This window comes from Anaerovorax odorimutans, assembly GCF_024459955.1.
Taxonomy (GTDB): domain Bacteria; phylum Bacillota; class Clostridia; order Peptostreptococcales; family Anaerovoracaceae; genus Hominibacterium; species Hominibacterium odorimutans_A.
This window is the reverse complement of sequence record NZ_JANFXK010000001.1, coordinates 179,849-202,894: the sequence shown is the minus strand read 5'-3', so window position 1 is coordinate 202,894 and position 23,046 is coordinate 179,849. Positions and strand designations below refer to the sequence as shown.

21 protein-coding genes are annotated in these 23,046 nt (G+C 37.3%); 19 read left to right on the top strand and 2 right to left on the bottom strand.

Annotation, left to right across the window (positions count from 1 at the left end; genetic code table 11):
• The first annotated feature begins 960 nt into the window (after positions 1-960).
• The 8 genes from NE619_RS00880 to NE619_RS18975 all read left to right on the top strand — a co-directional run bounded on the left by NE619_RS00880 (position 961) and on the right by NE619_RS18975 (position 7,413).
• Positions 961-2,235 carry an ATP-grasp domain-containing protein gene (locus tag NE619_RS00880; protein ID WP_256130483.1) on the top strand — a complete coding sequence of 425 codons (1,275 nt, stop codon included), beginning with the start codon at positions 961-963 and terminating at the stop codon, positions 2,233-2,235.
• A 49-nt stretch (positions 2,236-2,284) separates the two neighbouring features.
• On the top strand, positions 2,285-3,277 hold the full coding sequence (locus tag NE619_RS00875) for a GNAT family N-acetyltransferase (RefSeq protein ID WP_256130482.1): 993 nt from the start codon (positions 2,285-2,287) through the stop codon (positions 3,275-3,277).
• Between the two features lie 23 nt (positions 3,278-3,300).
• Positions 3,301-4,500 carry a glycosyltransferase family 4 protein gene (locus tag NE619_RS00870; RefSeq protein WP_256130481.1) on the top strand — a complete coding sequence of 400 codons (1,200 nt, stop codon included), beginning with the start codon at positions 3,301-3,303 and terminating at the stop codon, positions 4,498-4,500.
• A complete protein-coding gene (locus NE619_RS00865; protein ID WP_256130480.1) occupies positions 4,501-5,748 on the top strand; it encodes a lipopolysaccharide biosynthesis protein in 1,248 nt (415 codons plus the stop codon).
• Positions 5,749-6,097: 349 nt separating this feature from the next.
• A complete protein-coding gene (gene tnpB, locus NE619_RS19265) occupies positions 6,098-6,259 on the top strand; it encodes an IS66 family insertion sequence element accessory protein TnpB (protein WP_420314496.1) in 162 nt (53 codons plus the stop codon).
• An 86-nt stretch (positions 6,260-6,345) separates the two neighbouring features.
• Positions 6,346-6,510, top strand: a complete 165-nt coding sequence (locus NE619_RS00860) for a hypothetical protein (protein WP_256130479.1) — start codon at positions 6,346-6,348, stop codon at positions 6,508-6,510.
• Between the two features lie 136 nt (positions 6,511-6,646).
• Positions 6,647-7,114, top strand: a complete 468-nt coding sequence (locus NE619_RS19255) for an IS66 family transposase (RefSeq protein ID WP_420314493.1) — start codon at positions 6,647-6,649, stop codon at positions 7,112-7,114.
• Between the two features lie 104 nt (positions 7,115-7,218).
• Entirely contained in the window at positions 7,219-7,413 is a 195-nt protein-coding gene (locus NE619_RS18975) for an ATP-binding protein (protein ID WP_256130478.1), read from the top strand.
• Here NE619_RS18975 and NE619_RS00850 read toward each other — a convergent pair.
• Together NE619_RS00850 and NE619_RS00845 are read right to left on the bottom strand one after the other, a co-directional pair.
• Complete coding sequence (locus NE619_RS00850; protein ID WP_256130477.1) at positions 7,382-7,858, bottom strand: hypothetical protein; 477 nt, start codon at positions 7,856-7,858, stop codon at positions 7,382-7,384. The genes NE619_RS18975 and NE619_RS00850 overlap by 32 nt on opposite strands.
• Positions 7,855-8,841, bottom strand: coding sequence for an ISNCY family transposase (locus NE619_RS00845; RefSeq protein WP_256130476.1), 987 nt, complete (start codon positions 8,839-8,841; stop codon positions 7,855-7,857). The genes NE619_RS00850 and NE619_RS00845 overlap by 4 nt, the downstream gene beginning before the upstream one ends.
• Positions 8,842-9,018: 177 nt before the next feature.
• On the opposite strand from NE619_RS00845, the gene NE619_RS00840 reads away from it, so the two are divergent.
• The 11 genes from NE619_RS00840 (at position 9,019) to NE619_RS00790 (ending at position 23,028) form a co-directional block, all read left to right on the top strand.
• Positions 9,019-10,410 (top strand): O-antigen ligase family protein, encoded by a 1,392-nt coding sequence (locus NE619_RS00840; RefSeq protein WP_256130475.1) that lies wholly within the window; start codon positions 9,019-9,021, stop codon positions 10,408-10,410.
• Positions 10,411-10,424: 14 nt separating this feature from the next.
• Positions 10,425-11,282 carry a glucose-1-phosphate thymidylyltransferase RfbA gene (gene rfbA / locus NE619_RS00835; RefSeq protein WP_256130474.1) on the top strand — a complete coding sequence of 286 codons (858 nt, stop codon included), beginning with the start codon at positions 10,425-10,427 and terminating at the stop codon, positions 11,280-11,282.
• 19 nt (positions 11,283-11,301) lie between these two features.
• Positions 11,302-13,971 (top strand): bifunctional glycosyltransferase/CDP-glycerol:glycerophosphate glycerophosphotransferase, encoded by a 2,670-nt coding sequence (locus NE619_RS00830; protein WP_256130473.1) that lies wholly within the window; start codon positions 11,302-11,304, stop codon positions 13,969-13,971.
• Positions 13,972-14,038: 67 nt separating this feature from the next.
• Entirely contained in the window at positions 14,039-15,199 is a 1,161-nt protein-coding gene (locus NE619_RS00825) for a CDP-glycerol glycerophosphotransferase family protein (RefSeq protein ID WP_256130472.1), read from the top strand.
• Between the two features lie 428 nt (positions 15,200-15,627).
• Positions 15,628-16,614, top strand: coding sequence for a glycosyltransferase family 2 protein (locus tag NE619_RS00820; protein ID WP_256130471.1), 987 nt, complete (start codon positions 15,628-15,630; stop codon positions 16,612-16,614).
• Positions 16,595-18,085: a DUF6056 family protein gene (locus tag NE619_RS00815; protein WP_256130470.1), complete on the top strand. Its 1,491-nt coding sequence runs from the start codon at positions 16,595-16,597 to the stop codon at positions 18,083-18,085. Before NE619_RS00820 ends, NE619_RS00815 begins: the two co-directional genes overlap by 20 nt.
• 9 nt (positions 18,086-18,094) lie before the next feature.
• The gene (locus tag NE619_RS00810; protein WP_256130469.1) at positions 18,095-18,502 is read left to right on the top strand and encodes a GtrA family protein; all 408 of its coding nucleotides are present in this window, start codon (positions 18,095-18,097) and stop codon (positions 18,500-18,502) included.
• 211 nt (positions 18,503-18,713) lie between these two features.
• Positions 18,714-20,096: a polysaccharide deacetylase family protein gene (locus NE619_RS00805; RefSeq protein ID WP_256130468.1), complete on the top strand. Its 1,383-nt coding sequence runs from the start codon at positions 18,714-18,716 to the stop codon at positions 20,094-20,096.
• Positions 20,097-20,169: 73 nt separating this feature from the next.
• On the top strand, positions 20,170-21,285 hold the full coding sequence (locus tag NE619_RS00800; protein WP_256130467.1) for a CDP-glycerol glycerophosphotransferase family protein: 1,116 nt from the start codon (positions 20,170-20,172) through the stop codon (positions 21,283-21,285).
• Positions 21,286-21,294: 9 nt separating this feature from the next.
• A complete protein-coding gene (locus tag NE619_RS00795; protein WP_256130466.1) occupies positions 21,295-22,002 on the top strand; it encodes a 2-C-methyl-D-erythritol 4-phosphate cytidylyltransferase in 708 nt (235 codons plus the stop codon).
• Complete coding sequence (locus tag NE619_RS00790) at positions 22,003-23,028, top strand: ribitol-5-phosphate dehydrogenase (RefSeq protein ID WP_256130465.1); 1,026 nt, start codon at positions 22,003-22,005, stop codon at positions 23,026-23,028. It begins immediately after the preceding gene.
• Positions 23,029-23,046: the final 18 nt, after the last annotated feature.

The window sequence follows — 23,046 nt, the reverse complement described above, 5'->3', positions numbered from 1 at the left end:
GCTGATTTGTAAACTAACAGTCCTGATCTAGGTTAAACATCTGTGGTTTTGCCACGGCAAATGCCTTTTTAAGTGTATTGACAACTATGCAAGTGCATCGTCGACTTCCCAGCAACGTTACAGCGTCTAGACCAGTCGATTACAGAAATCTGTACATGGTTGGAATATATGTAAGGGCCAATAGATTAGTCCTGATTTGATACGTCTATGATGCGTTGCGAAGAAGATAAGGGCATACCATAAGTCTGTTGCACCCGTCTGAATGGATTCATCTTCGGATAGATTGGATAAATAACCATTTCATTCATACGATGATGTGCTTTACAGTACTTGACAATGATATTCTCTGTATTTGTGTTGCTCCCCTAGTAGGATTATTTGTATGAAAATGATCAATAATCTTTTTACAAACCAGTTCTTCTGCTGACGTAGAAGAACGGTTATAGTAAATGTTGGTATGATTGATATCAAGAAGCTTCGATCCTACAGGTACCAGTATTTATTTGGTCGTCAAAAGGTTTTGAACTAAATTTGCTCTCATAGTTAGGCCCACAAATTTTCTTGGATTTTTTTGAGCCGGTTAATCTGCATAGTTAAATGGCTAAATTTTTTGGCATACTCCGCGTTTTTTGCATCCTTCGACAAGCTTACCCCTTGAGGTTTTCTTCACGTTTGTTTTCGAATCCTGCAGAAACGTTGATTAGGAACTTTTTCCTCCGATTACGGAGCAGATTAGGTGGATATTGTTCTCAGCCGCCAGAGTGTTGAGGTTTCTCTCTCCCGTAAGCAGCTTAATTATAAGCTCTAATTTAAATTTGGTGCTAAAGTTTCTCCTTTGTCTGGACATAATGATGAATTCTCTCTTTCGTATGGATTTTAGTATATCAGATTCATTAAAAAGTCCGAAAAAGCGTCTTAATTTATGAGACCATTATACTCATAGAAAGGTTATTTATAGATATGTATAATAATTTGATAGGAAAAAAGTTATTAATTTTAGGGGGCATTCGTACTCTGTGCGATTATGTTGTGCGAGCTCAAAAAATGGGCGTTTATGTATATGTTGCAGATTACGATATATATAGTCCGGCAAAACAAATAGCTGATCAAGCAGTATTCTTAGATGCAACTAATGTTGAAGAGATAGTTGCGTTCTGCAAAAAAGAAGGCATTGATGGGATTACTACAGGATATGTCGATATATTGCTAAAGCCATGTTATGAAGCTTGCAGACGTTTGAACCTTTTTTGTTACTTAACTCCTGAAATGATAGAAATGTCAACAAATAAAGAATACTTTAAATCTATATGTGCTGAATATAGTATTCCTACTCCTATTAGCCATGAAATTAAAAACGAAGACTATGAAGTTGCAGCTTTGGCGCTTAATTACCCTGTTTTCATAAAGCCTTTGGATGCAAGCGGGTCTAGAGGCGCGGCAGTTTGTAATAATGTGAAAGAGTTTAAAAAGCAATATAAATGCGCATTAAATTTCTCTAAACAAAAAAAGGTTGTTGTCGAAGAATACCTAAGTGGGACAGAATTCTTAATGGACTACTTAATAGTTGATGGACGTCCTTATTTATTGTCAATGTTTGATAGAATAATGAGTGCAGATAGGAATTCTGCAATTAATCATTCGGATTTATGTATAGCACCTTCTTGTAATTTAACTGTTTTTCAACAAAAAATACATCAAAATATTTTAGAAATGTTATCTGGAATGAATTTTGAAAATGGCTTAATATTTTTTCAAGGATTTGTAAAGGATAAGAACATTACAATATACGAAATGGGATGTAGGCTAGGAGGATCCTTTCCATTTATAGATGAGCATTGTACCGGAATAAATCCAATGGACATGCTCATCAACTACGCATTAACTGGGGAAATGGGTAAAAAAATTGCTATTGAAGAGATCTCTCCACATTTTTCGGAACTGGGAGGGGTAATAAATATAATGGCTTTGAGTTCGGAATATAGAATTGCAGAGATTAACGGGATTGAAGAAGTAAGTAAGCTACCACAAATGTTACACTATCTTCAACGTATGTTTATTGGAGATTCCTTTCAAGTTGGAAAAATTACAGATAGTCCGGTGGTTAGCTTTTATTTTTATGCGAAAGATATAGATGAATATAAAGAAATTGTTCGCTTTATATATTCCAAAGTATCGGTATTTGACAAATATGGAAACTCACTCTTAATGCAACCATGCAGTATAGAAAACTTGTAGATAAAGGAGTTAATTTACAGAGTAAGGAAAATGCTCAGAGGGAAGTCGTATGGATATTTATTTTAGTGATAATTATGGAAAGTTATATGAAGAATTGGAAGATGGCGTAGCTGAAATTTTTGTGCATAATGATATAAATGGATGTGTTAAACACCAGTTTATAAAAAGAAAGATAATTCCATGGATTGATGGAAAGCAGTTTTATGATTTAGTGACACCTTACGGATATGGGGGGCCCTATATTGTTGAATTAAAGGGTGAAAAAAAAATATTGGTTGAATCTTTTCAAAAAGCTTTTTCTAAATATTGCATGGATAATATGATTGTATCTGAATTTGTTAGATTTCATCCAATAAAAAGGAACCATAGGGACTTTTGGGAAATGTATTACCCTATTTTCGATAGGATAACTTTGGGTACGAATATCTATAAGTATGATGATCCGGTTCAAGAAGAATTTTCGAAAAGTTGTAGAAAAAATATTCGCCAAGCATTAAACAAAGGGGCAAGTTACTCTATTACTGAAGCCCCCGAATCTTTAGCAGACTTTGTTGGCGTATACTATTCTACAATGGATAGAAATAACGCAAATGATTATTATTATTTTAACAAAACGTATTTTCAAAATTTAATAAAATATTTTAGAAATAATATTTTACTAGTTAAAGTCCATTATGACAATAAAATAGTTGCTGCAGGTTGTTATTTTGTTAGTGATAGCGTGGTACATATTCATTTGTCTGGAACGTTAAGTGAATATTTATGGCTATCACCAGCATATTTATTGAGATATGCAGTTACTAAGTGGGCTAAAGAAAATAATATCACATATTTACATCATGGGGGAGGTAGAACAAATAAAACAGATGATTCACTTTACCAATTTAAAAAACGATTTGCAAAAAACACGGAATTTGAATTCTATATAGGGCAGAAAATATGGAACAAAAAAATATATGATAAATTATGTAATATAAATAGAAAAAATGTAAATAGTGATTACTTCCCTGAATATAGAATACATGGAAACAATGATAGGTAGTAGTGGATAGAAAAGGAATGCATATGAATATACTAATTGTTGCAAATTATTGTAGGGACTTTTCTAAAATAGATAATGGGCGGTTTAACTATTTAGCTAGACTTCTAGCTAAAGAACATAATGTCGAAGTTATTACTTCAGATTTTAACCATACAACTAAAACTTTTAAAGAGGAAATATGTGGAATATTGCCCTTTAAAGTTACTTTTATTCATGAAACGGGTTATCCTAAAAACATATGTTTAAGGCGGTTTTATAGCCATTATGTTTGGGGAAAAAATATAGGAAGCTATTTATTAAAAATAGACAAGCCTGATCTCATCTATTGTGCGATTCCTTCATTGGAAGCTCCCTTTGTTATTGCACGGTATTGTAAACAAAATAATGTACGTTTTATTATTGACATTCAGGACTTATGGCCGGAAGCTTTTAAGATGGTTTTTAATACTCCTTTATTAAGCGATATTATTTATCAGCCAATGAAAATGAAGGCAGATTATATTTATAGTCAAGCGGATCAAATCATTGCAGTATCAAAAACATATGTTAATAGGGCAATGAAGGCAAAGAAGCAAAGGGAAAAAGGATATGCTGTTTTTTTAGGAACTGAATTAGCCTCATTTGATTTAGCCAAGCAAAAATACATAATAAAATATAATCATAAAGAGATCCATTGTGCATACATTGGATCACTAGGTTACAGCTATGACTTAGAATGTATTATAGACGCAATTGCACTTTTAAAAAAAAGGGGAATCACTAATATTAGGCTAATCGTTATGGGGGATGGACCATTAAAAGAGAAGTTTGAAAACCATGCCAAAAGTATAAATGTTAATTGTGATTTTTTGGGGAAATTGGATTATCCTCAAATGGTTAGAAATTTGTGTGCATGTGATATTGCTGTTAACCCAATTAAAAAAGGATCGGCAGGAAGTATTCTTAATAAAGTTGGCGATTATGCGGCAGCTGGTTTGCCTGTGATTAATACCCAGGACAGCAGGGAATATCGGGATCTTTTGGAAGAATATAATGCAGGGTTAAACTGTATTTGTGGGGAGGCAAAAGACGTGGCCATGAAATTTGAATATTTAATTAAAAATGAAAATATAAAAGTACAAATGGGTTTGAATAGTAGAAAATTAGCTGAAGAAAAATTCGATAGGGCAAGAACTTATGAGACAATTGTTCAGATAATAAATGATGATTTTTTGGAGAAATAAATGCGAGTTATCAAATACTTTAAAAGCAATAAGCATGTAAAAAAATTTACTGGCGATGTATTTTTTAATATTGTCGCATTTTCTATTTACATTATAGGTCAACAGATACTTTTACTACCAATTTTGGCCAGAAACACCAATGATAAAGGCTTTTCCTCAATAGTTGTATTTATTTCTATTTTTTCGATTATTACAAATACATTGGGAAGTGAACTAGGAGTAACAAGACAAATAAAAAAAGAAGATGATGAGAATAAGGGAATCGATCAAGACGGATATGATAGATTTATTTTGTATTTGACCCCAATCGTGATTATAGTTGCAGTTACCTTGTTAAGTATATATAATTTTAACTTGAAATATATCATAGTCTGCACTATTGTGATAGTCTTAGGAAATTTTAGGCTGTATTTAGCCGCTTTTTTTCGTTTACAAAAGAATTTTATTAGAGTTATTTTACAAAATGTTGCATATGTCGTTGGGATGTTAATAGGTCTAGGTATATTTTTACTTACAGAGAACTTTTTTCTACCATTTATTGTTGCAGAGGTTTGTGGTGTCGGGTATAGTCTTAAGAAGATCCCTTTTAGAAAAAAAAGAAAATTTAGATGGCAACAATTTAAACTTGATGTTAGTAGAATAGGGAAAACATTTTTTGACTTGGGACTAATTGCACTGCTAATCAATACAATGGTGTATTTTGATAGATTAATTATTTACCCAATTTTAGGCGCAACAGCGGTTTCCGTTTATTATGCAGCAAACTCAATGTCAAAAGCGGTGACACTGATAGTTAATCCAATTCATGGTGTTATACTATCATGGTTGGGCTCATCAAAAAACTATAATAAACAAAGAATCTTAAAGATAACAATTAAACTAAACTTTCCAATGGTTATTATTGCAGCGATTGTTAGTTGGCCAATAACATACTTTGCTTTATGGTTTCTTTACCCCCAGTATTTTGAACAAGCTCTATCTTTTATAGTTCCAATCTGCATTTCAGTAGGTTTTAGTGTCGCTTGCAGTCTGTCAAAAGGCGTGCTTCTGAAATTTATTAATAGTAGAAAGCTTTTGACATGTTATATCTCATATTTTATAATTTTTGCAATTCTTGCAATGCCTTTAAGCAGTATGTATGGAATAATGGGATTTGTAATAGCTAATTTGGTTGCTAGAATAGAACAATGGGTAGTATTTATGGTATTTATGAAAAACGCATTATCCAAAGGGGAAAGTGTTAACTAGCCGACCTAAACATAGATGGATGGTGGTAAATGGTAAACCACCCGTGCGTCGAATTCCTCCTAAATAAACCTTAAAATACCCTTAAGGTCTTTAGGGGAATTTTTAATGAATATCAAAGAATAGATGAAACTGCAAAAGTGGGTAGCAGATACGGCTGAGCAAAAACCAAGCGGTCTATTCTTGGTAAAACAAGAACTGTCGGAGCCTGTTTTTTACAAAAATAGAGCTTAATCTTTAGGGAATTGATGTTAACATAGGATCTGGCATTAACATGAAAGGAAGCGGTATTATGGTAAATATAGCACTAAATTCCAACATTGAATATAGCATGAGGTTATACTGATCTAAGATACAGTATAGATGGACTGGCGTAAGCGCCTTTGAAACCGAAGCAATCTTTTTGTTTTGCGGAAGACGAAATGACCGAATAAAAACTCTTGTCTGGGAAGGTGACTGTTGCTGTAGAAAAGCCTTGAAGCAGGTAAATTTGAAGCCACAGTACCGTTATTGAAATTTCGATGGACAACTTAGCCTATTCGACAATGGTTTCAATGAGGTTGAAGCAATTTTTTCAGATCAGCCTATCTGGAGCCTGAAATGGATCAGGAGGTAGTTCATACGCATACAAGGAAGAAGTGCAAAGGAAAACGAGATGAGGATTTATCAGGCTACCCAACAATTATAACTTACCATACTCTTTCAGGAAAAGAACTGAAAGAGTATGGTAAATTTCTTGATGAATATACAAGAAGTTGGAAATGATTTCTGTTCCTTTGAAGTTCACGAGCACCATATCGAAGTCTACAAAGGCAAAATGGGAAGATAGTTAAAAGAGAACATTCGAAAGCGATGCTGAATAACAGTATTACTATATCATCTTTAGTTACCGCAAGCACTAATGCAAAATATGGCTGTCAGATTTATCGTGTACTTAAAAACGAACCGGTTACCAGATTTCAGTTTGCGGGACGCTGGGCTAGGCACATGTAAGAGACCACTTGCGGAAATAGTAAAAAGTCTTAAGCTTAAGCATAATACGTCAATTGGTACTGTAGCATATGAAGCGCTGGTACAGCTCCAGAATATCTATCATACAGAGAATTCTCTTAAGAAGTTGCCACCATCAAGAAGAAAAGCTCAACGAAAAGCGCTGGCTAGGTCACTAGTTGACAACTACTTTAAATGGGCGAGAAAAAGTCTTCTTAGAGTCCCGCCAAGCAGTGCGATAGCAGATGGCATAAAATATTCTTTTAATCAGGAGAAATACCTAGGATCATTTTTAACAGCTCAAGAAGCTACGCTTAATAATAACCTTGCAGAGCAAGTGATCAGGCCTTGTTGTGTTAGGATGAAAAACTGGAGCTGATTGATACGGTAAATGGTGCTACCGCCAGCGCAATTTTATAAAGTAACAGAGCTGGTTCTGAAGTTGGTAAAAGTCCGAAAAAACGATATACTGGAGAGGCTTCTGTGGGATTTAAGGGTCTTGAACTGCCTATCCTGGAAGAATGGGGATATGTGCCGGTAGATAAAGATGGCTCACAGTTGCTGTTCCGCGTCATATCTGACAGCTATGAGAGCAAAAGTCTGAAACTGACCCCAAACCTGGGATTTTCCAAATGGGGAAGGATCTTTACAGATGAGCAGATGGTGTCAATAACTTGAGAAAATGTCCCTTTTTGTAAGGAAAATTCACTTGAGAAACTGTCTTCTTTGTGAAAGGGCGTTTTCGCCCTTTCACAACGCTAGCTGGTTTGGATTGTTTTTCAAAGAACAGCTCATAAAAGAATTTCAGCGATAAGTTATAGTCCTCCATCCACCAAATACGCTTCCATTCTTCGCTGCCATGTCGCAGCCCCACGTGCGGCGTGACGGTGGTCACGACTTTCCTCGGGACCTTCGTATTGGTGTTCTTGTTCTGCGGTTTCAAGTAGCGAATCGTGTCGTAGGTTCTCCCCTGGTATTCCATGCGAATTCCACGGTTTGGGTGAACCAGAACCGTGATCTCCTTGTGGGCGTTGATGATGGGGAACCCAGCGTCCAGAATCTGAAAGCAGCGATTCTTGAAAGAAAAGACACCGGCTGCGTCCGTTTTTCGTCTATGCTTCACGCATAAAATCGCGTCCAGGTCGGTCGTTTCCTGGACCGGGACGAACAGGGAGCCGCCTTCGGCTTCCACCGCGAAATGGGCGTTGAACTGATCCAGATAAGTTTCCTCCAGAAAGCGATTGCCTCAGCGAGCGTCTTGATCCTGCGTTTGGCGAATTCGACGGGCAAGCGGCTCTGCAGCGTCGCCCAGAGACGTTCCACCCGGCCTTTGGTCTGGGGCGAACCGGCAAAGAGCAGGTCGACGCCCAGTTCTCGCATGGCCCGTCCGAACTGGGTCAGGTTGACTTGTTTGCCGTCCAGCAGCTCCTCGACCGTGAGTTTACCGGTCTTGGGGGAGCGGAAAATGGTGTGGTTGTCCAAATAGACGGTCTGTGGCACGCCGAAGCGGCGGCAGCATTGGTCCATGGTCCACAGGTAACCATAGAGACATTCGTTGCTGGTTAAAAACAGGCCGACGACCTTTCCGGTGGCGTCGTCGATGGCGCTGTGCAGGGCGTATTTGGAGGCGCCGCCAAACCATTCGTAAGGGGTGGCGTCAATCTGGATCAGCTGGCCGGGATGCGGCTTGCGCTTACGGCGATGAGTGCGGTGACGGATTTTTTTCTTTTGAGGGCTTTCTTTTCCGGAATTTTTCAGTATACTGGAAAGAGCGGAGTAGGGAATGGCGATTCCGAAATCCGTGAGTAGAATTTCTTTGAAGTGGAGGAAGTTAACCTGGGAAAATTCCGGTTTGGAAGCGATCCTGAGGATGGCTTCCTTCGTTTCGTCTTTTATGGCAAGGGCTGGTTTTCTACCGGTGTTTTTATGAATCAGGGATTCGGGGCCAGAAGCGAGAACTACTTTCTTTAAACGAGAAATCTGGCGGGTAGAAAGACCCAGGAGGTCAGCGGCCTGCTGCCTGGTAATGTCTTTGTTGATGAAACGGTAGATGACCGTTAGCGTTTTCAGTTGTTTTTGTGACAATGTGAGGTTACCTTCTTTCATAGTTTTCAGTGTATCAAATTGGGACAGTTTCTCAAGTGATTCCTATGGTGACATTATCACAAGTTAATAACAACTTTAGAGTGAACACTTTGAAAGCATGAACGATTTATGGTATACTTACATTCTAAAAAGAGAACACCTTTCTTCCTTAGTTTTTAAAAGGAAAAAATTGATGATATGAGAGGAGCGTTTCCTGTTAATAAGATAGCGTGGAAAAATGATATGATATTATTACAAAAACTATATATAGTCGTCTTGAACTCTATTTATAAAATTACAAATAAAATACCAAATAAAATAAGACATGGGATTATTTATTTGACTGCAGCTGCTTTGATGAGTATATATTTGATTTTGGATGCATATGCATATCTGGGGATATCAATGACAAGGACAAACAAAACTATACTGGGATGTTTTCTACTATTAATCATTATTGCTATGAGCATTAATGGTAACCTACACATGGTAATCTGGGAGAAAAAGATCACAATTCTTTGGTTTGGATCAGGTATCTGCATGCTAGTAATAAGCTTATTTCACCCTATAGGAGAAGGGTTACGAGCAACTATATTGGCCATGCTATTTGGATTCCCTTGCTTGTATTTCGTATGGCATAATAGAAATGATTACAGCACACTATATAAATTAATCGCAAGAGCGTTTTCACATGTTTTTTTGATTTATTTTACCTTGTGTTTCATTTTTGTCCCTATGGGAGAACAAACTTTGCAAAACGGAAGGTATTTAGCTACTACATTTAATCCTAATGCGTTAGGGATGTTTTGCGGGGTAGCAATGTTCACTGCGTTGTATCTTATCTCAGAAAAGGACAAGTGGTTTGGGATATATTTCTTTCAAATAGCAAGTGCAATTGGTTTTGCAATCCTATCCGGCGCAAGGGCGACTATGCTCGTAATTATTTTAGAACTAATTGCCTTTTTTATATATTATGGTAGACACATGATTAGAAACTCAATAGAAAAAAAGGCGTCTATTCTTATTCTGATTGTATTGATTTTAACATTGCTCTTTTCTGCAAGTTACATTCCTAAACATATGATGAAAGATACAGTAAAAGCAGAAGAAGAGGTGAATGAGCAACAGAAGCCGACGGTGCAGAGCCCTGTTAACAGATTCAATCCTGAGGGGAAAAATCTGAATGAAATTTCTTCTGGACGACTCACTGTTTGGAAAGCATACCTGCATAGTTTGAACTTTATAGGGCATAATGGAAACAAACCATTATATTATAGCGGAACTAAAAAAATGTGGGCACATAATACAGTACTCGAAATTGCATACCGTTGTGGTATTATACCGGGAATATTGTTCTTGATATTAGAAATATATTCGGCAATTTATATGTTGTCATGTCTATTCAGAGGAGAATATGTAAGCTGGAAACTGTTTTCGATACTAGGCGTAGGCCTATTTTGTATATATTCTATTCTGGAGGTAGTGATATTCCCCTTTGAACACTCCCCGATGTTCGTGTTTTTTATTGCTATTATGCCAATGTTTAAAAAAGAGCAAAAAAAGGAACTAAGAAATTATAAAGAAATATAAGGAGATTGGGTTTTATGAAAGGTATTATTTTGGCAGCAGGAAAGGGCACACGCCTGTATCCCATGACTAAACCAGTATGTAAACCATTACTCCCAGTATATGACAAGCCTTTAATTTATTACCCACTGGAGGTATTATTACAGGCGAATGTCAATGAGGTTTTAATAATTATCCCCCCTGGAGAGGAAACTGCTTTTGAGACATTGCTAGGAGACGGGAGTGAGCTGGGCATTTCTATAACTTACGAAATACAATCTGTAGCCAGAGGAATTGCAGACGCACTTTTGATTGGTGAGAAATTTATCGATGGAGATAATTTTTGTTTAATGCTGGGCGACAATATTTTTTATCATCCGAATTTAAAAAATATGATAGAGTCTGCATATGACAAAAGTATTGGTGCAACAGTTTTTGGCTATTGGGTTGAAGATCCAAGGCCTTTTGGAGTTGTGGAATTTGATCAAAATGGCAGAGCTATTTCAATTGAAGAAAAGCCACAAGAGCCAAAATCGAATTATATTATTCCAGGTCTTTATTTCTATGACGGACAGGCAGTAGATATCGCAAAGGGATTAAAACCTTCAGCGCGAGGAGAACTGGAAATAACGGATGTGAATTTAGAATATCTTAAAAGACAGCAACTCCAAGTGATCCCGTTCGAAAAAGATTTGCTGTGGTTTGATGCTGGAAATGCGGATAGTTTATTTCAAGCGGCTTCTGCGATTCGGTCACTGCAAAAGAAAGGGCAATATATAGGATGTATTGAAGAGCAAGCCTATAAAAATGGTTTTATTTCTAAGGAGCAAATGAGGCGGCTGGGAGAGCGTATTTCCATGAGTGAATACGGGAAATATTTAAAACGTCGATCATAGAAGTATAAGGGAAAGATTTATGACACAGGATTACAAATATAAAGTTTCTGTTATTATGCCGCTCTATAATATAGAAGGATATCTTGAAGAGGCGGTTGACAGTATTATAAGTCAAACAATGGGATTCGAGGATAATATTCAGCTCATTTTTGTAAATGACGGTAGCCCAGATAATCTTGATTTAATATGTAAGAAATATAAAGAACAATATCCAAAAAATATTATTTATCTAGAAAAAGAAAACGGTGGCGTTTCCAGTGCTCGAAATGCGGGAATTCCCTCTATTGAAGGAAAGTATGTTAATTTTTTTGATGGTGATGATAAATGGGATAAAGAAGCGTTTAGCAATATATATTCATTTTTTGAGAAAAATTTTAATCAGATTGATATAGTGGCGGGAAGATATTGTTATTTTGAAGGCAAAGAGGGTTTTGAACATCCACTCGATTATAAATTCGGCAAAACGCATATCGTGGATATCCACAAAGAATTCGATCATGTGCAACTATCAACAGCAACGGTTTTTTTGAAGGCATCCGCATTGAAAGACTATAAATTTGATACAAGGCTGCGCTTTTCTGAAGATTCGATTTTTCTATCAAAACTATTATTGGAGAAAGAAAAGTACGGGGTTGTACGTGAAGCTGTGTATTATTATAGAAAAAGGATCAATGAGGACTCGGCAATCAATACGATGACATCATCTCCAGCATGGTACTTCGATACTCCGAAGTATTGTTATAAAAATTTGTTTCAATATTCGAAAGAAAAATATGGGACGGTTATACCTTATATTCAATATCTGGTTATGTATGATTTACAATGGCGATTAGGAACAGTGATGCCTCTGTCATTTAGTGAAGAAGATCGTAATTGGTATAAAGACTGTCTTACTGGACTACTGAAAGAAATCGATGATAAGATCATTGCGCAGCAAAGGAGCCTTAATTTTGTATACAAGATATTTGCTCTATCCTTAAAATATGAAACTGATATTTTGCAGGATGTAAACCTTAACGGATGGAAGATTCAATATAAAGGTACACACTTGTTCAGTCTAAGGGCGAAATACCGTCTGTATTTAACTAACATGCAAATAAGAGACGGAATACTGCATATAGAAGGAAGCTACCAGCTTGGTTATCTGGGGGAAGCGTATTCATTGCAGGTACAAGATGACCACGGAAAAGAGTATGCCCCAGCCTTTTATCCCGTTTTACAAAAGGATCGATATGCGTTTTCAGGTGAAAAGCTTTTGACAGGGACTGGTTTCCGATTGAAAATCCCTGTGCAGGAGGTTAGTTGGGTAGAATTCGCTCTAATTAAAAAAAATGGAGAAAAGATTGTCCTATCCCCTTCTTTTGGACGTTTTGCGAAAATTGATAAAGAACAAAAAAGCACTTATTATGCTCACAAAAACTTCCTTGTTAAGTATAGAAACAATAAGATCAAAATAATACCAAGAACAAAAAAAAGACTGCTGGCTTCAGAAATGCGGTATCTGAAAAACAGCGTTTTAAAGGATCGAAAATGGAAAGTGGCTTGTTATAGGGCAATGGCTCTTTTAGGAAAGGCTTTCAGCAGAAAAGATATTTGGCTTGTTTCTGATCGAACGGATATGGCTCGAGACAATGGGGAGGCTTTATTTGCATACTTAATGAAGCAAAAGACTCAGAATAAAAAAATATTTTTTGCAATTGATAAAAGCAGTGTGGACTATCCACGTATGAAAGCTCTGGGGAGTGTATTGCGTATCGGTTCGATGAGATATAAACTATATTTTCTAAGAGCTGAAAAAATAATATCGGCGCATGCGGATGATTGGGTTATCAATGCTTTTGGAGAAGACAAGTCCTATTTTGGAGATCTTTACGATTTTGATTATATTTTCTTACAGCATGGGATCATTAAGGATGATTTGTCGGATTGGCTGCATAAATTTAAAAAAAATATTCATATATTTGTAACTTCTGCAAAGGAGGAATATAATTCTATTATATTCGGTGATTATGGCTATACGGAGAATGAAGTCAAATTGACAGGACTGCCTAGGTTCGATAAATTGACAAGCGAAGCTGAGCGGAAAATTGTGTTTCTGCCTACATGGAGAAAAGAAATTGCTAACCCAGTAATAAAAGGGACTTCTATTAGAGAGTACTCAGAAAAATTTAAGAAATCAAGGTATTTTGAATTTTTTAATGGGCTGATAAATGATAATAGAATTTTAGAAGTTTTAAAAAAATGTGGGTATACAGGAGAATTTTATGTACATCCGGCTTTTTCTAGTCAGATAAAAGATTTCGAAGGAAATGAAGTGATAAAGGTTGCTGACGAAGAGGCGGATTATCAAAAGCTTTTTAGGGAGAATATGTTAATGGTGACGGATTTTTCAAGTGTTGCATTTGATTTTGCATATATGAAAAAACCTATTATTTACAGCCAATTCGATCACGACACATTTTTTGCCGGGCATTCTTACGATAAGGGATATTTTGAGTATGAAAGAGACGGATTTGGCCCTGTATGCTATAATTATGAAGATACAGTTGCCGCAATCATACAATCAGTTAAGAATGGATGTAAAATGGAAACGCAGTATATAGAACGGGTAAATCAATTTTTTGCTTGGAAAGATAAAAATAATTGTGAACGAGTATACAGGGCCATTTTGGATATGGATAATATGTAGTGAAAGAGAAGTAGTGCCATTTTGGTGCACTGCTTCTCTTTGTTGCGGAAAGGGGTAAATCTCATTGATGCGAATAGTATTGCGCAAGCTGAAAACATTAGTTAAAATGATTATGTTCAAGTTTGTGAGTTTGTTTTTTCAACTTCGGTATAAGGTTAACGAAAAAAAGGTCTTTTTCGTTTCTGACGTAAGAAACGAACTGGGCGGAAACCTGAAAGATGTTTACGACTACCTTGAAGGTAAAGGATATGACCGGCAGGTATTCTGCAAAAGGAAACGAACGGATAAAACGACAAAAGCCGATTTTGTTGAAATTGCAAAACAGTTATCTACGGCAAAATATATTTTGCTGGAAGACGTTTTTGATTATATTGGATTCATGCATGTGAGAAAAGGGCAGGAAATATGTCAGCTATGGCATGGTGCGGGGGCATACAAAAGATTTGGGTTCAGCAGGCTGAAAAATGAAAAAGGTAATCTGCGGATTCATAAAGGATATCGGAAATATGCCAAGGCAATAACTAGCGCTGACTCAATTCGTGAATGTTATGCAGAAGCCTTCGATATTGACATTGGAAAAGTCCGGGCAACGGGAATCCCCAGAACGGACATCTTTTTTGATAAGGCATACATTGGCCGGAAGAAGACTGAGTTGTATAATGAATTCCCGCAATTCAGAGGGAAGAAAGTAATCTTGTTTGCTCCCACTTACAGAGGTACAAAAGTAAGGGATGCAGCCTATAACTTTGATATGATAAATTTAAAAGAAATTTATCAGCAATTGGGCGATGAATATGTTTTTGTCTTTAAATGGCATCCTGCGGCGTATAACAATATCCTTCTCCAGGGAAAGGATGTCTATAATTTAGAAGGTTTTAACGACTTCTATATGGACCTTTCCCAGAACCGGGATATAAATGATTTGTTACTGATTACAGATGTTTTGATTACAGACTATTCATCCGTAATTTTTGACTACCTGCTGGTGGACAAGCCAATTGTTTATTATACTTACGATTTGGAGGAATACAGTGCCGATCGGGGTATTTATTATCCCTTTGAAGATTATGTGTACGGAGCGGTTGTAAGAACACAGGCCGGATTGATTCAAGCGATAAAGAACGAAGACATGATGGAAGATAAGCGGGAGACTTTTCGGAAGCGATTTATGGAAGCCTGCGACGGGCATTCCACGGAACATGTGTGTAAATGGATTTTTGATATGTAGATAGGGGGAATATCTATGAGTTACAATAGAAAGAAGAGTCGTATGGATATGTTTAATCTCATATAAAGATTGGGATGAAATCATAACGTATAATTCTGAAGATGAGTAGGGGCATGTTCATCATAAGCTTACAAGCTACAATGTAACAGAACAATGTAAAAATAACGCATTAGAGGAGAAGCTAATATACTTTGGAAGATATTATTCGAGTTCAAAATTATATAGTTTATTGAATGATATGGATTCTGAAGAAGCTTTGTCTCCCTTAGCAAACCTGATTCCTTTGGAAAATAAGCGGTTAATGAAAAAATAGAGCTTGTGCATGGATTCGTTTCACAGAATCAAGGTAAAACCTTTCAACACATGTTGCCTTATGAAAACTGGAAAAGCTACAGTCAATGGAATAATATAAATTAATAGAGGTTGTTATGAATACTACTAATAAAAAACAATTATTAAGCATTATCATACCTTGCTATAATGAAGAAGAAGTAATTGAACTTTTTTATGAAAAACTCAAATTATGCTTGATGACACTTGACAATACAGAATTTGACTATGAAATTATTTTTGTGAATGATGGAAGTAAAGATCAAACACTGCAAAAACTTCAGGGACTGGCAATACGGGATTCCTCTGTTAAGTATATTTCTTTCAGCAGAAATTTTGGAAAAGAATCAGCAATGCTGGCAGCTCTTGAATATACATCTGCAGATTGTGTTGTTATTATGGATGCGGATCTACAACACCCTCCTGAACTTATCCCCCAAATGCTATCATTATATGAGCAAGGATATGATCAAGTAATCGCCAAAAGAAGCAGAACTGGAGATTCTAAGAGAAGTACATTTTTTGCCCGTTTGTACTATAAGATTGTTAACAAAGCTGTGGACGTTCAAATGGTAGATGGAGCAGGGGATTTTAGGCTGTTGAGCAGGCCTGCTGTGAATGCGGTGATTTCGTTAAAAGAGACAAACCGATTTTCAAAGGGTATTTTCTCTTGGATTGGCTTTAAACAAACCTATATTGAATATGAAAATCAGGTGAGGGTATCTGGTGAAACAAAATGGTCTTTTAAACGATTATTAAGCTATGGGATTGATGGAATAATGTCATTTAATGTACAGCCATTACGCATATGTCTATATGCGGGGGGGATTTTACTGACTATTAGTATTCTGTACTTAATATATTTATTTATTAGTATTTTGATTAATGGAATTGATGTGCCAGGTTACTTTACGACGGTGTTACTGATTTCTATTTTAAGCGGGGTACAATTAATTTCATTGGGCGTTATTGGGGAGTATGTAGGCCGTATTTATGCCGAAGTAAAAAAGAGACCGGCCTATATTGTACAAGAGAGTAATATTAAGGGAGAGGCAGCAGTAAATAATGATAAGTTTAAAAACTAAGAATTTTAATTTGATGATTTTATATAGCATAATGTTTTTGATCTTGGTGTGGTTGTGCTATATATTCCCATATACCGGAGATGATTGGGCGTGGGGAAGTTCAGTAGGCCTTGAACGGCTGTCCTCATGGTTTGAGAATTATAATGGTAGATATGCAGGAAATCTGGCAGTCCTAATTCTAACGAGATGTAGATTTGTGAAAGCGATATTTGAGGCGATCTGTTTAACGGGAATAGTATATCTGATAGTCCCTAAAAGGCAAAACCGTTTTTTCAATACAGTAGTTTGTTTTTTATTGATTGCAGCAATACCTAAATTTCTAATGAGACAGACAATCGTTTGGACCTCCGGCTTTTCTAATTATACTATTCCAGTTGTATTGGTTTTAATTTACTTAAGGTATTGCTATTCGTTATTAGAAAGTGGAGATCCTCCAGGGAATAATAAATTTTCGACATCAGTTGCAATGTTGCTATTTGCGTTTGTTTCTGCTCTGTTTATGGAACATGTAACCATATATATGTTATTTATGGGAGCTGCAATTGTAATATACACATTTTATAAATATAGAAAAGTATATACTGCTTACTTAAGCTATTTTATAGGTGTGGCCATAGGTGCAGCATACATGTTTTCTAACGGAGCATATAGACTGATTGCAAGCGATGCGGATGAGTGCAAATACCGTACGATTGCACAAGGCAGTGGCTTAGTGTCCCGTGCAATAGAGAATTATTTTAAGGTTATAGGTAAAGAGCTATTTTTGAGTAACTTTATATTAAATATTTGTATTTTCTTTGCTGTAGTATCGCTGTTCTGGAAATATAGGGAACAAATTAAAGCAAGTAGGTTTAGGATGATTGCTATTTTTAGTACCATTATGGTTGAGGCGGCATGTGTATATAGTTTTGTTGCCAATATATTTATGATTTTTTTAAGAAAAAATATCGGATCAATACATTTTGATGGGATTATAACATTGCTGTTTTGTTTTTGCTTAATTTTATTTTGTTTCAGCGCTGTGTTTGATAGGACCTTAAAAAAGAAATTGATTTTTCTTGTATTTTCAATTGCAATCATGACGGGGCCTTTGCTGGCAGTAACCCCGCTTCAAAGCAGATGTTTTTTCCCTACGTATGTCTTATTTTGTTACTTTGTAATAGAGTGTTTTGGTATATTAAAAATGAAAAAACAGATGCCAATTGTAGCGCTAATCGCATTATTCCTTGCATTGTTTAATTTGTTTCGAATATATATCCCTATATATCAAGTGGATATCCAAAGAGTTGACAATGTACAGGCTGCTGCAAATAGTGGCCGAACAGAGGCGGAACTCTCCCACTTCCCGCATGAGAATTACCTGTGGATGGCAATGCCGGACTTAGGTCCTATGTGGGAAGAGCGATATAAATTGTTTTATGATATCCCTTTAAATGTAAAACTAAAGGAAATAGACTACAAAGAAAAGTAAGGGGTAGATATGTTTAAAAAACTGATTGACATCAAGTTGGCTAAATTTATTATAGTAGGGATTATAAATACAATTGTTGGAACTGCGATTATGTTTGGTCTATATAATTTTGCAGGCTGCTCCTATTGGGTGTCTTCGGCGGCAAATTATATTTTGACAAGTATTCTTAGCTTTTTTCTCAACAAACATTTTACTTTTCAGCATAAAGGTTCAACGATAAAAAGCGCAGCCCGTTTTACAGTTAATATAGCTATATGTTATCTATTGGCATATGGCATTGCTAAGCCTGCAGTATTATGCTTCTTGTCAGGACAGCCCAAAGCAATTCAGGAAAATATCGCTATGTTAGCAGGAATGTGTTTGTTTGTTGGTTTCAATTACTTGGGACAGCGATTTTTTGCATTTAAAGAGGAGTGAAGTAAGGATATCCTGTATTCATTCGATGAGCAGGTGCGTTTATTCCTTTTGGAAAATTGAGAAGATTTTAAATGAACTATTGCCGAGCTAGGAGAGCTTAGAGGCCTTGCAAGGACATCTATGTTTAAATCAATACAAGAATTGTTCTTGTTTAGCTTTCTACAAGATATAACAAACTTATTGTAAAGATACAAGCCAGGGGGAAACAGAAATGAAGAATAAAATTTTGAGCTTATTGATAATTTTTACATTAGCTTTGGGGTTTTGCACCCCTTTCTATTCTAGCGGGAGTAGAACCTATGCGCAGACAAGACTTGAAGCGCCGAAAGACTTTCAGCTGCAGGCTAAAAATAAAAATTCGATTCAGCTAAAATGGAAAGCTGACAAAAATGCAAAAGGCTATGTCTTATATCAATATAATAAAAAGAAGAAAAAGTTCAAAAAGATAAAAACAATTAAGAAAAAGACAACCAAAAGTGCGGTTGTCAAAAAAATAAAGCAGGGAAAAACTGAAAAGTTCAGGATGCGCGCCTATACAACTATAAACGGGAAAAAGAAATATAGCGCATATACATATACCGTAAGCGGCAGCACGAAAAGTAGAAAAAAGAATAACGTTACAGCAGTTAAATCAAATAAAAAAGCATATACGTTAAATAAAGGCGACTCCCTTAAACTAAAGGTCAAAATTTTGCCAAAGAAAAAGCTTGTTTCAAAAAAGATAAACTGGACGAGCTCCAATAATAAAATTGCCAAAGTATCTTCTTCCGGAAAAGTAAAAGCAGTAGCAAGCGGGACTGCTTATGTAACCGCAAGAGCCCATAGTGGTAAGGCTGTAAAAGTGAAGATTACCGTAAGAAGCAAATATGCTGATGAAATTCCAGTGCTGACATTTCATCGCCTTGTTTCAGAAAAGGTGAAAAAAATGTATTTTGCAGATGAACAATGGGTAGCCTCTATAGAAGATTTTAGGCAACAGATGAAATATTTGCATGATAATGGATACAAAACCTTATCCATGGATGAGTTCTATGATTGGTATTCAGGAAATAGGGAATATCCAAAAAAGACAGTCGTCCTCACTTTTGACGATGGGGACTATCAATTGTATTATCTGGGATTGCCGATTTTAAAGCAATATGGATTTAAGGGCACGGCCTTTATTGTGGGCTCCAGAATCAAGGAGGCCACCCCGGCTTATGAAGAATCAAACAACAGATATTTTATCGGACAGGATTTAATTAAGAGAGTAAAAGCCGAATATCCGAATTTAGAGTTCCAGAGCCATTCCTACGATCTGCATGAGTACATTAATAACTCTATTACGCCAATTATGTACAGTAAAACATTGGACGAACTCAGGGACGATTTTGAGCAGAACAAGAAATTTGGATTTAAATACATGGCCTACCCTTACGGCCAATATTCCAGGGACTATGTGACTGCCTTTTCAGAAAGCGGGTATAAGCTGGCTTTTAGCTTCGGAAAGTATAGAAAAGCAAGGCGCACGGATCCTCCATATGACATTTACCGAGTAAAAATAAACGGACAAATAAGCTTCGAGGCTTTTAAGAAGAAAGTCGCGGTAAAATAGACCGAAATTTCACCCACCCATCAATGGTTGTAGTTTCCAGAAGAGTATGCTAAAATGTAAAGGTTAAAATGATATGAGAGATTTAATCATAAAAGCGGGAAAAGCTGTACTGGAAGCGATTTATTTCTTTCTAAAGCTGTTTCCCCAAAAAAACAGAATAACCTTCATTAGCAGGCAGAGCAATTCACCATCTTTGGATATCCGTATGCTGGAAAGCAGGATAGAGCAGGGAGGCGTTTCCGCTGTGGTACTGTGTAAAAAACTGGAACCAGGCCTGGGCAAGAAACTAGGCTACTGTTTTCATATATTTAAACAGATGTATTATATGGCAACTTCGAAAGTGCTCGTTCTGGATGGCTACTGCATTGCGGCCAGTCTGCTGCATCATCGGAAATCATTAGCGGTTGTGCAGATGTGGCACGCGCTTGGATCGCTGAAAAAGTTTGGATACAGCATTATCGATCAGCCGGAAGGAAGCAGCTTGTCTATAGCGCGGCTGATGCGTATGCATAAAAATTACGACTATATCTTTACCAGCAGCCCTCATTGCATAAAGGCGTTTTCAGAAGCGTTTCGCTATGGGGAGGATGAATTTACGGTAATGTCTCTGCCAAGGGTAGATGCATTGCTGGATGAAGAACGTGACCGGACAAAGGCGGCATTGATCTATGAAGCGTATCCGCAATTGAAAACCAAAAAAACGATTTTATATGCGCCGACCTTTCGGAAGGGATTCGATATGTCTGATGCGGTAAATCGTTTAGTAGACGCCGTAGATTACGAGAAATATAATTTGATCATAAAACTGCACCCGCTGACCGAAGGACAGATACATGTCAGCCAGGCAATCTGGGACAGGCATTTTTCCACACTGGACATGCTGTCGGTCAGCGATTTCGTCATTACCGATTATTCCGCGGTTACCTTTGAAGCGGCGCTGAAGGGAAAGCTCCTTTTCTTCTATGCGTTTGATCTGGATGAATATATGCGGAATCGAAGCTTCTATATTGATTACCAGCAGGAAATGCCGGGCATGATAGAGACGGAGGCAGACAAAATTATCCGCATGATAGAAGAAAACGGCGGGGAACCGGCGAGAGTCAAAGACTTTGCGGATAAATACATTGAAAAGCAATCAAACTGTACAAAAGAGATGACAGATTTTTTAATAGGTTTATTGGATGAATAGGAGGTAAACATGGAGTTTGGAGTTATTCTGGCCGGAGGGATCGGCAAGAGAATGGGCAACGCGGAAAAACCAAAGCAGTATTTACAGGTAGGCGGCAAGCCGATTATCGTGCATACTGTGGAAAAATTCATTGTATGCGATGAATTTGAGCAGATCATTGTGCTGTGTCCGCAGCCATGGATTGAACATACAAAGAATTTGCTGAAAAAGCACATTGAAAATACAGATAGAGTCGTTGTTATTGAAGGCGGAGAGACGCGAAACGAGACCGTAATGAACTCGATCCGATATATTGAGAAAAACTACGGACTTGATGAGGAGACGATCATTGTGACGCACGATGCGGTAAGGCCGTTTTTGACCTATCGAATCATTCAGGACAACATTAAGTTTGCAAGAAAATTTGGTGCCTGCGATACGGTGATCCCGGCTACGGATACGATCGTTGAGGCAATAGATAATGAAGTGATCAGCCAGATTCCCGATCGGTCCAAGATGTACCAGGGGCAGACTCCGCAGAGCTTTAACGCTTTGAAGCTCAAGTCACTGTACGAAGCTTTGACTGAAGAAGAAAAAGAGATTCTGACCGATGCGGCGAAGATCTTTGTCATGAAGGGCGAGAAGGTGTATCTGGTTGAGGGAGAAACCTTTAACATTAAGATTACCTACCCGTATGACTTGACAGTAGCAGAATCATTATTGAAAGGTGAAAAATAAATGTTAAACGCAGTATATAGATTAGTGGAGCCAAGAAGATTCGAAATCGAATTTACGGACATCGATCTGTTCGGCGACCAGGTGATCGTGAGACCGACGCATCTGTCGATCTGTAATGCCGATCAGAGATATTACCAGGGAAAGCGGGCTCCGGAAGTTTTGGCGAAAAAGCTGCCCATGGCGCTGATCCATGAAGGTATAGGCAGAGTTGTTTACGATCCCAAGGGCGAGTTCAAAAAGGGCCAGAACGTTGTAATGATCCCCAATACGCCCGTAGAAGAAGATGAAATTATCGCGGAAAATTATTTGCGGAGCAGCAAGTTCAGGGCCAGCGGATTTGACGGATTCATGCAGGACAACGTAGCGCTGAACAGAGACCGGGTGATTTTATTGCCTGAAGGCATCAATAAAGAGGTTGCCGCTTTTACAGAAATCGCATCTGTGAGCTACCACGCAATCACCAGATTCGGCAGGTTTTCCCATGAAAGAAGAGCTCATATCGGAGTATGGGGAGACGGAAACCTGGCGTTTATTACATCGGTATTTTTAAGATACCGTTACCCGGATGCCAACCTCTATATCTTTGGTGTCAATAACGACAAGCTTTCTGATTTTACATTTGCTGACGCTACCTACCATGTAAATGAGATCCCCGAGAACGTTGTTCTCGATCACGCCTTTGAGTGCGTTGGAGGGGAAGGTTCACCGAAGGCAATCAATCAGATTATTGACTACATCAACCCGGAGGGGACCATCTCCATTTTAGGCGTATCAGAGAACCCGGTGCCGATTAATACCAGAATGATCCTGGAAAAGGGGCTGAGAGTATTCGGAAGCAGCAGAAGCGGAAGAAAAGACTTTGAAGATACCATCAGGCTGTATGAAGAAAATCCGCAGGTCGTGCAGTATTTGGAGAATTTAGTGGGAGATGTGGTTGAAATAAAAGAAATAAAGGACTTCACCAAGGCTTTTGAAGCGGATATCCATAAAGCCGGCGGTAAAACGATTATGGTTTGGAATAAATAAGGAAGGGTATTGAGAGCG